Origin of the sequence: Paludibacterium denitrificans (assembly GCF_009707705.1) — a bacterium.
Lineage (GTDB): Bacteria > Pseudomonadota > Gammaproteobacteria > Burkholderiales > Chromobacteriaceae > Paludibacterium_A > Paludibacterium_A denitrificans.
This window is the reverse complement of sequence record NZ_WLYX01000001.1, coordinates 801,816-815,824: the sequence shown is the minus strand read 5'-3', so window position 1 is coordinate 815,824 and position 14,009 is coordinate 801,816. Positions and strand designations below refer to the sequence as shown.

Genomic DNA, 14,009 nt, shown 5'->3' with positions numbered 1-14,009 from the left:
CGCGCCTCTTTTCTCTGCTGGCCCTGTGTGCCGGTTTGCTGCCTTCGGCGGCGTTTGCCCAGAGTTTCGCTCGGTCAAGGAAACCGGCGTGGCGCTGTATGAGGCACCGGCACTGACGGCGACCAAGCTGTTTGTGGTCAGTCGTTACTATCCGGTTGAAGTGATCTCACGGCAAAAAGAGTGGGCGCGGGTGCGTGATGCCAGCGGTGCCATCGCACTGGATTCCTGCGGCGGCGCTGTCCCGCCAGCACTGGTTGCTGGTGACGGCGGATCAGGCTTTGGTCAAGGACGCCCCGGCGGTGGATGGCCACACGCTGTTCTCCGTCGCGCGTGATGGCGTACTGGAAATGCTGGAGCTTAAGCCAAGGCAGGTTGGGTCAAGGTGCGTCATCGCGACGGCAGTGCAAACTATGCCAGCATTGCCGATCTGTGGGGCTTGTAAAAAAGGCGCGGTATGAAACTGGCTATTCTGGGAGCGGGGGCATGGGGCAGCGCACTGGCGATCACCTTTGCCAAACACCATACGGTTACCCTGTGGGCACGTGATGCCGAACAGGTCGCAGAGCTGGCGCGCGAGCGCGTCAACCGCCGTTACCTGCCGGATTGTCCGTTTCCCGACGGGCTGGGCCTGACGGCAGATTTATCCACCGCGCTGGACGGTGCCGAACTGATTCTGGTGGTGACCCCGATTGCCGGGCTTCGGCCAACCCTGCGTGCCCTGACGGCACTGGAGCGTCCGCTGCCGCCGCTGTTGTGGGCATGCAAGGGCTTTGAAACCGGCTCCAGCCTGTTGCCACATCAGGTGGTGGCGGAAGAGTTGCTTAACGGATCAGCTGTGCGGGGTGTTATCCGGCCCGAGCTTCGCCCGCGAAGTGGCATTAGGTTTACCGGCTGCCGTGACCATCGCATCCGATAATGAAGCGTTTGCCCGACATCTGGTCAAGACGTTGCACAGCGCGCGCCTGCGCCTGTACGCCAACGATGATCTGGTGGGCGTGGAAGTGGGCGGTGCGGTCAAGAACGTGATGGCGATTGCCACCGGTGTGGCCGATGGGCTGGGCTTTGGCATGAACGCCCGTGCGGCACTGATCACCCGCGGGTTGGCCGAAATCACCCGTCTGGCCATGGCCTTGGGGGCCAGCCAGCAAACCATGATGGGCTTGTCCGGCATGGGCGATCTGATTCTCACCTGTACCGGCGCGCTGTCGCGTAATCGTCAGGTGGGCCTGAAGTTGGCCGAAGGCAAATCGGTCGAAGCCATTCTGGCGGAACTGGGGCATGTGGCGGAAGGTGTGCCGACGGCCCGCGAAGTCCTGACCATGGCCGAGCGGCTGGAAGTGGATATGCCGATTACCGCGGCCGTGTGCGGCTTGCTGTATCAGGGCAACGATCCGCATCAGGCGGTGGAAGGTTTGCTCAACCGCTCGCCCAAATCCGAAGGTGGTGGCGTGCTGTTGTAACAACGGTACGATTAACACGGCCTGACTACAACAAAGCCTCCCAATGGGAGGCTTTGTTGGTTCTGGCATAAGGTGACGCGCAGATCAAGGCGGCTATAGCTTGGTCAGGGTTTCAAAGTCAAAATCATTGAGCGTGTTGCTCAGGCGTTCGGCATAGAGAATCTTGTCCCGGCTGTCGGCCAGCCAGATTGCCGGGCTGGTGTAGCCGGTGAGCGGGTAATCGGTGATCAGTACGCCGTAGCTCTTGTGAAAGTCGCGTCCGCGCAAGGTGGAGAGCAGGGCAACACCGGGCAACCCGTGTTCTTGCCGGGCACGCGCCAGTGATGAGGGCGAATCCACTGTCACCACCAGCAGCTGGACATGTGGCCAGCGCTCCAGAAAGCGTCGGGTGGCGCGCAGCAGCCGCATGCCGCCATGTTCTTCTTCATCCAGCGAGAGCAGCGTCAACAGGACTTTGGGCTTGCTTAACAAAGGCCTCCAGCGCAACATCATGTTTGCCCTCATCCACCAGCATGAAGCTGGGCAGCGTCTCGCCCGCTTGCGGGAAGTTGCCGCTTACCTGTAACGCTTCGTCACCATACAACAGCTGAAAATTACTCATTGTCATGCTCCTCTGGTTTCTCTAAGAGTGGCTCAGGGGGAGAGAAATGCAAGCGGTTGCGCGGGTTAAGGCATCAGGTTGGCCGAAATGGCCGTGGCAACCCCGGGTACGTTGTGATTGCCGTGGCCGGGAGGAATGCCCCATCCGGCCGTTTGGCATGAGATCAGGGATAGAACCAGTACAGGCTGTAGCCCATGGGACGGATTTTGCTTAAGCATCCAGTCGCATGGTGATTTTGACTTCACTGTTGGCGTTAAAGTGCTCCAGCTTGAAGTCATCCTTCTTCAGGTATTCCTTGGGCGTAAAGACCTTGCGGATCAAGACCTGATCGTCGGCATCCTTGAGCGACACTTCCAGCATCGGATAGCTCTGACCGTATTGCGCGTGATTTTTTGCCGTAGCGGATAGCTGAATCAGATTGGGATGTTCCGGAACCTGAGCCAGCTCTGACCATTCGGTGCGGATCAGTGCGATATCGGTCGGCCAACCCACCGGCAGCCAAAGGTACGGCAGGCGGCTTCCAGTGTCGGACGGGCTTCCGGAATCTCGGCGGCGATACGGGTACGGTTGAGCATCACCAGTTGGCCTGCCAGCAGGACCAGACCGAGCACGCTGGCCAGAGCGATGACGATCGTCAGCATATGCCCCGAGCGTGCTGCCTTTTCCGGCGCGTCTACGGCGTTTTCGCTGGCCGCATCGACTTTGGCTGCCGGTTCTGGTGCAGCCACCGGCGCGAGCGGCGCTTCCGGTGCGGGGATGATTTCTTCTGGTTGCGGTGCGACGGCCTCTGCCATCGGCTCGCTGCCAGTGATCTGACGAGTGGCTATGTCTTCAGGCAATTCGGTTGCCGTCGGAGTCGGCAACGGCTCATCAAACGGGTTGCCGATTGGCGCACTGACATGCCGGTTCTGCATGGCTTCTGCCAGCGCACGCTGGAATTCCTCTGCCTCGGCGGCTACCGGGTCGTGGTTTTCGACCGGCGGCGTAGGCATGGCCAGCGGCTCGGTGAGCAGGCTCAACTCGAACTCGGGTGCCGGAACCGGTTCGGCCGACGGACCCAGCGGGTCAAAATCGGGTAGCTCCAGCTCGAAGTCATCGGCTGGATTGTTGGTCGCTGGCAGCGGGCTGGCGGCTGCTTGCGGTGGCGTGGGCAGTGGTGCCGCGACAGCGGGGGCCGGAGCAGCTGCCACGGCCGGTGGTTCGCTGCTGACGAAATGCTCGGTGGCATTGAAGACATGCGCACAGCGCCCGCAGCGGACCAAGCCTTTGGCAGCTGCTAGCTGCTGGTTATTGACCTTGAAGCGCGTTTGGCAACTGGGGCACTGTGTGGTGTATGTCATACCGCCTACCGTCGGGTTCCTGTCAGTCGGGTCCAGCCCTCATCGAATACCGGAGCGTCCATTTCGAACCACTGGGTATAGATGGCAGACAGTTCTTCTGCCTGCTCGGCCAGAATACCGGAGAGTACAATCTTGCCCCCCGTTTTTACATGACTGGCCAGCAGGTTGCCAAGCATGCGCAGCGGATTGGCCAGAATGTTGGCGAGGACGACATCATAGGTGGCCTCGGGATCAGCGTCCGGCAGACAGAAGTGCGCCACCACGTTGTTCTGGCTGGCGTTGTCGAGACTGGAGCGTACCGCCTGTGCATCGATATCCACGCCCACGGCACTGGCCGCTCCCAGTTTGAGCGCGGCAATTGCCAGAATGCCGGAGCCGCAGCCGTAATCCAGTACCGATTCACCGCCACGGATATTGGCGTCCAGCCACTGCAGGCACAGCCGGGTGGTGGGGTGACTGCCGGTGCCAAATGCCGGGCCCGGGTCCAGTTGCAGGTTGATCGCATCCGGGGCGCATGGCTGGTGCCAGGTCGGCGTAATCCACAGCCGGTCGGAGATGCGGATCGGGTCGAACTGGGCCCGGGTCATGCGTACCCAATCCTGTTCTTCCACCTTTTCCTGCGTATAGGCCGGGATAGCCAGCTGGCAGGCGTTGGCGGCGGCGGCAATCAGCAGGGCAACATCGGCCGCTTCGTCGAACAGCACGACGAGACGGCTTTGGCGCCACAGCTGGTCTACCGGCTCGCCGGGCTCACCGAAAATCGGCTCTTCCTGCTCCGTGCCAAGGCGTCTTCGATGGAAGACGACAGGGCGCCAGCTTCCATCAAGGCGTCGGCCAACCGTTCTGCCACGGCAGAATCGGCTTCAATGGTGGCTTGCAGCCGGGCCATTATTCCGTACCCTTTTTAGACTGGGACAACCGTTCTTCCAGATAGTGGATGCTGGTGCAGCCACGTTGGAAGGCTGCATCCATGAACAGTTCCTGATGCAGCGGGATGTTGGTCTTGATGCCGGTGATCACCATTTCCGACAGGGCCACGCGCATGCGGGCCATGGCCTGCTCACGGGTGTCGCCGTAGGCGATCATCTTGCCCACCATGGAGTCGTAGTGCGACGGCACGGTATAACCCCGGTAGATATGTGAATCGATACGGATACCCGGGCCACCGGCCGGATGGTAGCCGTCGATCTTGCCGGGACTCGGGACAAAGGTGAACGGATCTTCCGCGTTGATACGGCATTCCATGGCATGGCCACGCAAGACGATATCTTTTTGCTGATAGCGCAGTTTCTCGCCAGCCGCGATGCGGATCTGTTCCTGCACGATGTCGACACCGGTAATCATCTCGGTAACCGGGTGTTCCACCTGTACGCGCGTGTTCATTTCGATGAAGTAGAACTCGCCTTTTTCGAACAGGAATTCGAAAGTACCGGCCCCACGGTAACCAATGCGGCGGCAGGCAGCGGCGCAGGCTTCGCCTACGCGCTGGCGTTGCTCGTCGGTAATGCCCGGAGCCGGTGCTTCTTCAATGATTTTCTGGTGACGGCGCTGCATGGAGCAGTCACGTTCACCCAGATAGATGGCATTGCCGTATTCGTCGGCCAACACCTGAATCTCGATGTGGCGTGGCTCCTGCAGGTACTTTTCCATGTACACCGTCGGGTTGCCAAAGGCGGCACCGGCTTCGGTGCGGGTCATTTGTACCGAGGACAGCAGCGCGCCTTCGGTGTGTACCACGCGCATGCCGCGACCACCGCCACCACCGGCGGCCTTGATGATCACCGGGAAGCCGATTTTCTTCGCCATCTTGACGATTTCTGCCGGATCATCCGGCAGCGCGCCATCGGAACCCGGTACGCACGGCACACCGGCTTCGATCATGGCTTGCTTGGCCGAAACCTTGTCGCCCATCAGACGAATGGTTTCCGGGCGCGGACCGATAAACACGAAGCCAGATTGTTCCACGCGCTCGGCAAAGTCGGCGTTTTCCGACAGGAAGCCATAGCCGGGATGGATGGCCTGTGCGTCCGTGACCTCAGCGGCGGCGATCAGTGCTCGGCACGTTGAGGTAGCTCTTCATCGACGGCGCCGGGCCAATACATACCGATTCATCCGCCAGCTTGACGTATTTGGCTTCACGGTCGGCTTCGGAATGAACGACCACGGTCTTGATGCCCATTTCACGGCAGGCCCGCTGAATACGCAGGGCAATCTCTCCGCGGTTGGCGATGAGGATTTTTTCAAACATGGGATACACCCGTAAAAAGCGAAACGTGAAACGTGAAAAGTGGGGCTGGGCCGGACACTTTTCCCATTTCACGTTTCTCGATATTGGGACTTACTCGATGATGAACAACGGTTCGCCAAATTCCACAGGCTGGCCATCGTCGACCAGAATGGCCTTGACGACGCCGGAACGGTCGGCTTCGATCTCGTTCATCAGCTTCATCGCTTCGATGATGCACAGCGTATCGTAAGCGTTGACGCTTTGGCCCACTTCGACAAAGGCTTTGGCGGTCGGGCTCGGCGAACGGTAGAAGGTGCCTACCATCGGTGACTTGAGCGCGTTCTTGTTGTCGGCCGGTGCCACTTCGGCGGCAGCCGGTGCCGGGGCGGCAGCCGCAGCCGGTGCAGCCGCAGGAACCTGAAGGGCGGTCATGGGTTGGGCGTAGGTCAGCTGGTTAGCGGCTGTTACGCGCGTGATGCGAACTTTTTCTTCGCCTTCGGTCACTTCGAGTTCGGCGATGCCGGATTCTTCGACGAGGTCGATCAGTTTCTTGAGTTTACGCAGATCCATGTCAATCCTTCGAATGGGATGTTCTTTGAGTGGTCAGGCTTGTGTTGCGACATGCCGCAGGGCGTGCGCAAGTGCCAATTCGTAACCGTGTGCCCCCAGCCCGCAAATCACGCCGACCGCCAGATCGGAAAAATAAGAGTGCTGGCGGAAGGGCTCGCGGGCGTGGACGTTGGATAGGTGTACTTCGATGAACGGTACCTTTACTCCGGCAAGCGCATCGCGCAGCGCCACGCTGGTATGGGTAAAGGCTGCCGGATTGATGATGATGAAGTCCGTGCCATCCTGCAGGCACTGGTGGATGCGTTCCACCAGCACGTACTCTGCATTGCTTTGCAGTGCCGTCAGTTCGAAGCCTGCCGCCGCCGCCCGGTGTTGCAGGCGCTGGTTGATGTCAGCAAGCGTGTCCCGGCCATAGTGCTGTGGTTCCCGAACTCCGAGCAGGTTGAGATTGGGGCCGTGCAGCACAAGGATTTTTCGGGTCAAGGCTTGACTCCTGTTTTCATCATGGGCGCGAGTTTGCCGCATTTGGCTGCAAGATGTCCAGCTTTTGCTGAAATTAAAACGAGTGTTTGGTTTGCCTGCCGTGGAGGTACACTCGTATGCTCCGCGCTGAATTTGTCTAGAGTGAACCGCATTGGCAAACGGTGCAACCTTTTTGCCGTGCGTACCTCAGGTGAGTGGCGGCCGTCGGGCGTAAACAAGCGGCTGCCGGGCGGGCGCGTCAAGGGGTATAATTCGGCGGTTTTAAACCGTGTCCCCAGAATAATGCAGCTTTCCGATTTTGATTACGACTTGCCGGAGCGGCTGATTGCCCAGCATCCGGCTGTGCGTGGTAGTAGCCGTCTGCTCCATGTGGATGGTTTGGCCCTGACTGACCTGCAGTTTGCCGATTTTATCGATCTGGTGTCGGCGGGCGACGTCATGGTATTCAATGACACCCGCGTGATCAAGGCGCGCCTGTTTGGCGAGAAGGCCAGCGGCGGCAAGGTGGAGGCGCTGATCGAACGGGTGCTGGATGAACACACGGCGCTGGCGCACGTGCGGGCCTCCAAATCGCCCAAGGCGGGCAGCCGTTTGCTGTTTGCCGGACGCTGGGAGGCGGTCATGGAGGAGCGGCAAGGCGAGTTGTTCAAACTGCGCTTTGTCGATTCGGCCAACGTGTTCGACATTCTGGATGCCTCCGGCAAGCTGCCGTTGCCTCCTTATATAGAACGTTCGGCCGAGGGCGAGGACGATGAGCGTTACCAGACGGTTTATGCTCGGGAAAAAGGCGCGGTGGCGGCACCGACTGTCTAAGCCTGCACTTTACCGATGAGATGCTGCAAAGGTTGGCCGAAAAAGGCGTCAAGCTGGCCTACGTGACCTTGCATGTCGGCGCCGGTACGTTCCAGCCGGTGCGGGTGGAAAATATCGAGCAGCACAAGATGCACAGCGAAATTTACGAGATTCCGCCGGTCACGGTCGAGACCATTGCCGCTGCGCGCGCCGCCGGGCACAAGGTGCTGTCGGTGGGAACCACCAGCATGCGTGCGCTGGAATCGGCGGCGCAGTCCGGCGTGTTGTGTGCCGGGCGTGGGGAAACCGACATCTTCATCACGCCGGGTTACCGATTCCGCGTGGTTGATCGCCTGCTGACCAATTTCCACTTGCCCAAGTCGACATTGATGATGCTGGTGTCGGCCTTTGCCGGTTACGATGAAATCCGGCAAGCCTACCAGCATGCCGTGCAGGCCGAGTACCGCTTCTTCAGTTATGGTGATGCCATGCTGCTGGAGCGCAAGAACTGAACACCGAATGCCGTGGCGCGGGCCGGGTTGGCCGAAGCGCCCGGACACCGTTTATCTGACTGGAGCAAGCACATCATGGCCGGGCTGACTTCCGCGACACCGCGACCGCAGGAAATCCAGTTGCATGCACGCTCGCATCAGCTGGAAATTCGTTTTGACGATGGCGCCAGTTTTTCGTTGTCGTGTGAATATCTGCGCGTGTATTCGCCCTCGGCTGAGGTGCGTGGCCATGGCGTGGGGCAAGAGGTGTTGCAAACCGGCAAGAAAAATGTGGCGATTACTGCCCGGAGCCGGTTGGACACTATGCGCTGAAAATCGTGTTTGATGATGGGCACGACAGCGGGTTGTATACACGGGATTACCTTTACGATCTGGGCGTCAAGCACGACCAGTACTGGCAGGATTATCTGAATCGCCTCGCCGCCGCTGGCGCGAGCAGGGAGTAGACATGGACAAGCAGACCCATTTCGGTTTCAAGACGGTAGACGAAAGCGAGAAAGCCGCCAAGGTAGCTGGCGTGTTCCACTCGGTGGCCCAGAAGTACGATGTGATGAACGACCTGATGTCCGGTGGCCTGCACCGGGTCTGGAAGCATTTCACATTGACTACCTCCGGCGTACGCGCCGGTGACAAGGTGCTCGACATTGCCGGTGGTACCGGCGATCTGGCACGCGGCTGGGCCAAGCGCGTCGGCAAGACCGGCGAAGTGTGGCTGACCGATATCAACAGCTCGATGCTGACCGTGGGCCGTGACCGTCTGCTGGACGAAGGCCTGATCCTGCCGGTGTCGCTGGCTGATGCCGAGAAGCTGCCGTTTCCGGATAATTACTTCGACGCCGTATCGGTGGCCTTCGGCCTGCGCAACATGACGCACAAGGATTTGGCGCTGAAGGAAATGTGCCGGGTGCTCAAGCCGGGCGGCAAGTTGATGGTGCTGGAATTCTCCAAGGTCTGGAAACCGCTGGCGCCGTTCTATGACTTGTACTCGTTCAAGGCATTGCCGCTGATGGGCAAGCTGGTGGCCAATGATCCGGATAGCTACCAGTATCTGGCCGAGTCGATCCGCATGCACCCGGATCAGGAAACCCTCAAACAGATGATGATCGACGCCGGTTTCGGCAAGGTCGATTACCACAACATGACCGGTGGCGTGGTGGCGTTGCACAAAGGTTACAAAGTCTGACCAACCGCCATGAGGCGCGAAGGGCGTTGTCGTTGCTTAAGCCGCTACCTTCGCCGCCCGTTTGCTCGCAGGAGGCCGCAGGGCATGAAAATCCAGATTGCAGTGTTTAATCATGTGCTGGGCCAGCAGCGCGGCGCGCTGAGCTGGCCGCCTATGCCGGGCGGCGCATCGGTATCGTGCTGCCGCCGTTGCAGGTAACGGGCGTGATTACCGAAGAAGGCTGGCTGGCCGGTTGCGAGGGCGAACCGGAGGCAATGATCCGTCTCAAGCACGCCGCCGCGCTCGCCGCCTTGCAGCGACGAAGCCCGGCATTGGCCGATGTCAGCCTGGAAGGTGATGCCGAACTGGCGGCTGCTGTCGGCAAGCTGGTGGCGCGCTTGCAATGGGATGCGACAGAAGACCTGTCCCGCCTGCTGGGTGACGTGGCCGCCAACCGGCTGCAAGGCTGGGCGCGTGGACTGCTTGGTTTCAAGGGCAATGTGGCGCTGAGGTTGGCCGAAAACTGGCTGGAGCATCTGCGCGAAGAAGCCCCGCTGTTGGCGCGACAGGACGACGTCAACCGTTATGTGCAGCAGGTGGATGCATTGCGCGACGATGTTGCCCGGCTGGACAAGCGCCCGGCGCAGCTGGAAGCCGCGGTGCTGCCTCCTTCCCAACCTTTCTGACAGGCATTTTGCCCTTATGCGCACTTCGCGTTTTTTCAAGATTGTTTCCACCTTTTACCGCTTTGGCCTGGACGAATTTTTCCGCGGCCACTCGCGTCTGGGTTTTGTGCATAGCCTGTTCCGCTGGTGTCCGGTGCGCCGTGACACGTCGGAACCGTTGCCGCAACGCGTCCGTCTGGCGCTGGAAAGCACGGGGCCGATCTTCGTCAAGTTTGGTCAGGTGCTGTCCACCCGCCGCGATTTGTTGCCGCCCGAGTACGCCGAAGAGCTGGCGCGGTTGCAGGATAAGGTCGCGCCCTTTCCCGGCGAACAGGCGCGTGCCGTGATCGAGGCCAGCCTAGGGCAACGGGTGGACGAGCTGTATGTCGATTTTGGTGATGTGCCTGTTGCCAGTGCCTCGGTGGCGCAGGTGCACAAGGCCTGGTTGCGCCAGAGCGATGGCAGCAAAGGGCGCGAGGTGGCGGTCAAGGTGTTGCGCCCCGGTATTCAACCGGTGATTGAACAGGATCTGGCACTGCTGAAAACGCTGGTAAGCTGGGTCGAGCGTTTTTTTGTCGATGGCAAGCGCCTCAAACCACAGGAAGTGGTGGGTGAGTTCGACAAATATCTGCACGATGAACTGGACATGATGCACGAGGTAAGCAACGCCTCGCAGCTGCGGCGCAATTTTATCGGCTCCGACATGCTGCTGGTGCCGGAAGTGTTTTATGACTACACCGCGCGCAACGTGCTGACGCTGGAATGGATGAACGGCACGCCAATCGGTCAGATCGACCAGTTGCGGGCGGATGGCGTTGATCTGAAAAAACTCAGCCGCTTTGGCGTGGAAATCTTCTTTACCCGGGTGTTCCGCCATGGTTTTTTCCATGCTGACATGCATCCCGGCAACATTTTTGTGGCCGAAGACGGCCGTTACATTGCGCTCGACTTTGGTATCGTGGGCAGTCTGACGGAAGTGGACAAGCATTATCTGGCCGTCAATTTCCCGGCTTTCTTCAACCGCGATTACCTGCGCGTGGCGACTGCGCATATCGAATCGGGCTGGGTGCCGCGTGATACCCGGGCAGAAGAGCTGGAAGCCGCGGTGCGTACCGTGTGCGAACCGTTCTTCGACAAACCGTTGGCGCAGATTTCGTTTGGCATGGTGTTGTTGCGCCTGTTTGAAACCAGCTTAGCGCTTCAATGTGGAAATTCAGCCGCAGCTGGTGTTGTTGCAGAAAACCCTGCTGAATATCGAAGGCTTGGGGCGGCAGCTGGACCCGGAACTGAACCTGTGGGATACCGCCAAGCCGTTCCTGACTAAATGGATGAACGAGCAGATTGGCTGGCGCGGCTTGCTGCGCTCGCTGAAAAACGAAGCGCCACAGTGGGCGACCACGCTGCCCACCTTGCCACGCAAGCTGAACGAAGCCTTGTCCGCGAATCGTACCGATTTGCTGGTGCAAGGTTATATCGGCCTGATGCGCGAACAGAAACGGCGTAATTTCTGGCTGGCGCTCATTGCCGTGCTGTTATTGGTGATTGTCCTGAAAGACGTGTGGCACTAACCGACGCCACATGGATACCGGGCCCGTCGCATGACGGGCTTTTTTGTGCAGGGGCTTGTCATGACACTGTATGATTAAGTAAAATATATAATGTTATTTCATAAAGCGAGACTGCGATGAGCCACGATTACCGCGAACTGACCCAAGACCTGAGCGCCAAGTTGGCCGAAATGCATCGTGAAATCCCGGAAACCATGAAGGGTTTCGGGATGATGAGCAAGACGGCACACGTTGAAGGTGTGCTGTCCAACAAGACCAAAGAGCTGATCGCACTGGCCATTGGTATCGCCGGGCGTTGTCAGGGTTGCCTCGGTTTCCACACCAAGGCACTGGTCAAGCTGGGCTGTACCCGTGCCGAATTCATGGAAATGCTGCAAGTTGCCGTCTACATGGGCGGTGGTCCGTCCCTGATGACCGCGGCCGAAGCGCTGATGGCCTACGAAGAATTCGGCGGGGAAACGGCCAACGGCACAAACTGCCCGGAATGCTGATCTGACGCGACAACCGATAAAGCAACGCCCCGTGTGCACTGGCTGCAACGGGGCGTTTGGCTATCTGGGTGCTCAGATGGCGAGCAGGGCCAGCACCACTCGCCTATCCTCGGCCATCAGGATATTGAACGTGCGGCAGGCGGCCGCGGTATTCATTACATCCACGCCGATGCCGGCTTCGGCCAACTTCGCCGTGAGGCGCGGATGCGGAAAGCGCAGGGTTTTGCCGGAACCGAACAACACCACCTCCGGTTGCTCGGCCAGTAGCGTGGCAAAGTGTTGTTCCGTCAGTGTCTCGAAGGTTTCCACCTGCCACGCGCTGACGCTATCCGGGGTAACGATCAGGTGGCCATCGTGACGTTGGGCATTGATCAGGACATGGCCGTCACCGTAGCCGGTAAACAGGTTTTTGCCTTGTCCCGGGGACTGTTGCATTTTCATCGGGCGGGTTTCCTCGTGTCGCTGTGGCGCGCGTGGTAAGCGTGGCGTGCGGCTGGCAGATTTTGTCGCCATGAAACGCCAAACCCTGATGCGGCGCACCACGGATTGGGATAGGATTATAGCTTGACCCACCGCCCAGCATGCGATCAGACATCAAGGCGATGGCCCGGTGGCCAAGCATTGCGACAACAGCTGCAGGTATCAAGAGGCGTCAGGCTGCCGGGAGACACAAGGGATCTTATGAAAGAACATAAACCGCGCAACCGGAAAAAAACCTCTGTTTCCGAATGCCTAACCCGCACCGGGAAAACACGCCGCCATGCAGTCAGTACACAAATCCAAAAAACTAGACAACGTTTGTTACGATATTCGTGGCCCGGTCTTTGATCATGCAAAACGCATGGAAGACGAGGGCTACCGCATTATCAAGCTCAATATCGGCAACCCTGCGCCGTTTGGCTTCTTCGCGCCGGATGAAATCATCGAAGACGTGATTGCCAACTTGCCGCAAGCGTCGGGTTATTCCGATTCCAAGGGCCTGTTTGCCGCGCGCAAGGCCATCATGCACTACGCGCAGGAAAAGAAACTGCCCAACGTCACCATAAACGACATCATCATCGGTAACGGCGTCTCCGAACTGATCATGATGTCGATGCAGGCATTGCTGGATAGCGGCGACGAAGTGCTGGTACCTGCGCCAGATTACCCGTTGTGGACGGCCGCCGTGAGCTTGGTAAGCGGCAACGCCGTGCATTACTTGTGCGACGAAAACAACGGCTGGTTCCCCAGCCTCGACGATATCCGTGCCAAGATCACGCCGCATACCAAAGCCATCGTGCTGATCAACCCCAACAACCCCACCGGCGCGGTGTATTCGCCCGAGTTGTTGCAGCAGATTGTCGAAATCGCGCGCGAACACCAACTGATCATCTACTCCGACGAAATCTACGACAAAGTGCTGTACGACGAGGTAAAACATACCTCGATCGGCTCGCTGGCGCCGGACCTGTTCGTCGTGACCTTCAATGGCCTGTCCAAGAATTACCGTGCCTGTGGCTATCGCGGCGGCTGGCTGATCCTGTCAGGTGAAAAAGCGCACGCCAAGGATTACATCGAAGGCCTCAACATGCTGGCCTCGATGCGTATGTGCGCCAACGTGCTTAAGCACAGCTGGCCATTCAGACGGCGCTGGGTGGTTACCAGAGCATCAATGATCTGGTCATGCCAACCGGTCGTCTGGCCCGTCAGCGCGACCTGGCACTGGAAGCTGTTGTCGGAGATTCCCGGGGTGAGCTGTGTCAAGCCGCGTGGCGGTCTGTACCTGTTCCCGCGTCTGGACCCGAATGTCTACCCGATTCAGGACGACCAGCAGTTTGTGCTGGAACTGCTGCAACAGGAAAAAGTGCTGCTGGTACAGGGTACCGGGTTTAACTGGATTGCGCCGGATCACTTCCGCGTGGTATTCCTCCCCAATACGGACGATCTGACCGAAGCCATCGGCCGTATCGCCCGCTTCCTTGAGCGCTACCGTAAACGCTACGGTACCGATTGATGCAATCGGTGGGATGCCGTTTGTGTGCGCAGCCAGAGGCTAAACGCGCGCAAATGGGCAACCATTGGTAAAATGCCGAGGGAGCTGTCAGGCTCCCTTTATTATTGCCCGCAACTGTAGGTTTGGTTAGCGGGGTGAAAGACTT

13 protein-coding genes and 6 pseudogenes are annotated in these 14,009 nt (G+C 59.2%); 10 read left to right on the top strand and 9 right to left on the bottom strand.

Annotated elements, in window-relative coordinates; genetic code table 11:
* Positions 1-88: 88 nt before the first annotated feature.
* Positions 89-334, top strand: coding sequence for an SH3 domain-containing protein (locus GKE73_RS05580; protein WP_230369385.1), 246 nt, complete (start codon positions 89-91; stop codon positions 332-334).
* A 120-nt stretch (positions 335-454) separates the two neighbouring features.
* Positions 455-1,460: pseudogene (locus GKE73_RS25360) on the top strand (NAD(P)H-dependent glycerol-3-phosphate dehydrogenase).
* A 93-nt stretch (positions 1,461-1,553) separates the two neighbouring features.
* On the opposite strand, the gene GKE73_RS05565 reads toward GKE73_RS25360, so the two are convergent.
* From GKE73_RS05565 to aroQ, 8 genes and pseudogenes are all read right to left on the bottom strand, one after another.
* Complete coding sequence (locus GKE73_RS05565; protein WP_230369382.1) at positions 1,554-1,907, bottom strand: thioredoxin domain-containing protein; 354 nt, start codon at positions 1,905-1,907, stop codon at positions 1,554-1,556.
* The gene (locus GKE73_RS05560) at positions 1,885-2,061 is read right to left on the bottom strand and encodes a hypothetical protein (protein WP_230369381.1); all 177 of its coding nucleotides are present in this window, start codon (positions 2,059-2,061) and stop codon (positions 1,885-1,887) included. The genes GKE73_RS05565 and GKE73_RS05560 overlap by 23 nt, the downstream gene beginning before the upstream one ends.
* Positions 2,062-2,271: 210 nt before the next feature.
* Entirely contained in the window at positions 2,272-2,553 is a 282-nt protein-coding gene (locus GKE73_RS26890; RefSeq protein WP_512698895.1) for a DUF3426 domain-containing protein, read from the bottom strand.
* On the bottom strand, positions 2,526-3,401 hold the full coding sequence (locus GKE73_RS05555) for an MJ0042-type zinc finger domain-containing protein (protein WP_512698894.1): 876 nt from the start codon (positions 3,399-3,401) through the stop codon (positions 2,526-2,528). Before GKE73_RS05555 ends, GKE73_RS26890 begins: the two co-directional genes overlap by 28 nt.
* A gap of 5 nt (positions 3,402-3,406) precedes the next feature.
* Positions 3,407-4,290: pseudogene (prmA, locus tag GKE73_RS05550) on the bottom strand (50S ribosomal protein L11 methyltransferase).
* Positions 4,290-5,649 (bottom strand): annotated as a pseudogene (accC, locus tag GKE73_RS05545) (acetyl-CoA carboxylase biotin carboxylase subunit). The pseudogenes prmA and accC overlap by 1 nt, the downstream one beginning before the upstream one ends.
* 90 nt (positions 5,650-5,739) lie before the next feature.
* Positions 5,740-6,198: an acetyl-CoA carboxylase biotin carboxyl carrier protein gene (accB, locus tag GKE73_RS05540; protein WP_230369380.1), complete on the bottom strand. Its 459-nt coding sequence runs from the start codon at positions 6,196-6,198 to the stop codon at positions 5,740-5,742.
* A gap of 33 nt (positions 6,199-6,231) precedes the next feature.
* Positions 6,232-6,723, bottom strand: a complete 492-nt coding sequence (gene aroQ, locus GKE73_RS05535; RefSeq protein ID WP_245393820.1) for a type II 3-dehydroquinate dehydratase — start codon at positions 6,721-6,723, stop codon at positions 6,232-6,234.
* Between the two features lie 240 nt (positions 6,724-6,963).
* Here aroQ and queA point away from each other — a divergent pair.
* From queA to GKE73_RS05505, 7 genes and pseudogenes are all read left to right on the top strand, one after another.
* Positions 6,964-7,985: pseudogene (gene queA / locus GKE73_RS05530) on the top strand (tRNA preQ1(34) S-adenosylmethionine ribosyltransferase-isomerase QueA).
* A gap of 75 nt (positions 7,986-8,060) precedes the next feature.
* Positions 8,061-8,431 (top strand): annotated as a pseudogene (locus GKE73_RS05525) (gamma-butyrobetaine hydroxylase family protein).
* A 2-nt stretch (positions 8,432-8,433) separates the two neighbouring features.
* A complete protein-coding gene (ubiE, locus tag GKE73_RS05520) occupies positions 8,434-9,168 on the top strand; it encodes a bifunctional demethylmenaquinone methyltransferase/2-methoxy-6-polyprenyl-1,4-benzoquinol methylase UbiE (RefSeq protein WP_230369378.1) in 735 nt (244 codons plus the stop codon).
* Positions 9,169-9,344: 176 nt separating this feature from the next.
* Positions 9,345-9,833 (top strand): ubiquinone biosynthesis accessory factor UbiJ, encoded by a 489-nt coding sequence (locus tag GKE73_RS05515; RefSeq protein WP_230369377.1) that lies wholly within the window; start codon positions 9,345-9,347, stop codon positions 9,831-9,833.
* Positions 9,733-11,136: an AarF/UbiB family protein gene (locus GKE73_RS05510; RefSeq protein ID WP_512698915.1), complete on the top strand. Its 1,404-nt coding sequence runs from the start codon at positions 9,733-9,735 to the stop codon at positions 11,134-11,136. The genes GKE73_RS05515 and GKE73_RS05510 overlap by 101 nt, the downstream gene beginning before the upstream one ends.
* Positions 11,018-11,380, top strand: a complete 363-nt coding sequence (locus GKE73_RS26885; RefSeq protein ID WP_512698914.1) for a hypothetical protein — start codon at positions 11,018-11,020, stop codon at positions 11,378-11,380. The genes GKE73_RS05510 and GKE73_RS26885 overlap by 119 nt, the downstream gene beginning before the upstream one ends.
* A 116-nt stretch (positions 11,381-11,496) precedes the next feature.
* Positions 11,497-11,871, top strand: coding sequence for a carboxymuconolactone decarboxylase family protein (locus tag GKE73_RS05505; protein ID WP_230369376.1), 375 nt, complete (start codon positions 11,497-11,499; stop codon positions 11,869-11,871).
* A gap of 72 nt (positions 11,872-11,943) precedes the next feature.
* Here the strand turns inward: GKE73_RS05505 and GKE73_RS05500 are convergent, their stop codons facing one another.
* Positions 11,944-12,384: an Mth938-like domain-containing protein gene (locus GKE73_RS05500; RefSeq protein WP_230369375.1), complete on the bottom strand. Its 441-nt coding sequence runs from the start codon at positions 12,382-12,384 to the stop codon at positions 11,944-11,946.
* A gap of 247 nt (positions 12,385-12,631) precedes the next feature.
* On the opposite strand from GKE73_RS05500, the pseudogene GKE73_RS05495 reads away from it, so the two are divergent.
* Positions 12,632-13,864, top strand: a pseudogene (locus GKE73_RS05495) (pyridoxal phosphate-dependent aminotransferase).
* Positions 13,865-14,009: the final 145 nt, after the last annotated feature.

Coding starts and splice junctions, on each gene's coding strand:
- GKE73_RS05500 (WP_230369375.1), bottom strand. CDS start 12,384: ATGGCGACAAAATCTGCCAGCCGCACGCCACGCTTACCACGCGCGCCA.
- GKE73_RS05555 (WP_512698894.1), bottom strand. CDS start 3,401: ATGACATACACCACACAGTGCCCCAGTTGCCAAACGCGCTTCAAGGTC.
- GKE73_RS05560 (WP_230369381.1), bottom strand. CDS start 2,061: ATGAGTAATTTTCAGCTGTTGTATGGTGACGAAGCGTTACAGGTAAGC.
- GKE73_RS05505 (WP_230369376.1), top strand. CDS start 11,497: ATGAGCCACGATTACCGCGAACTGACCCAAGACCTGAGCGCCAAGTTG.
- accB (WP_230369380.1), bottom strand. CDS start 6,198: ATGGATCTGCGTAAACTCAAGAAACTGATCGACCTCGTCGAAGAATCC.
- ubiE (WP_230369378.1), top strand. CDS start 8,434: ATGGACAAGCAGACCCATTTCGGTTTCAAGACGGTAGACGAAAGCGAG.
- aroQ (WP_245393820.1), bottom strand. CDS start 6,723: ATGCGGCAAACTCGCGCCCATGATGAAAACAGGAGTCAAGCCTTGACC.
- GKE73_RS05510 (WP_512698915.1), top strand. CDS start 9,733: ATGTGCAGCAGGTGGATGCATTGCGCGACGATGTTGCCCGGCTGGACA.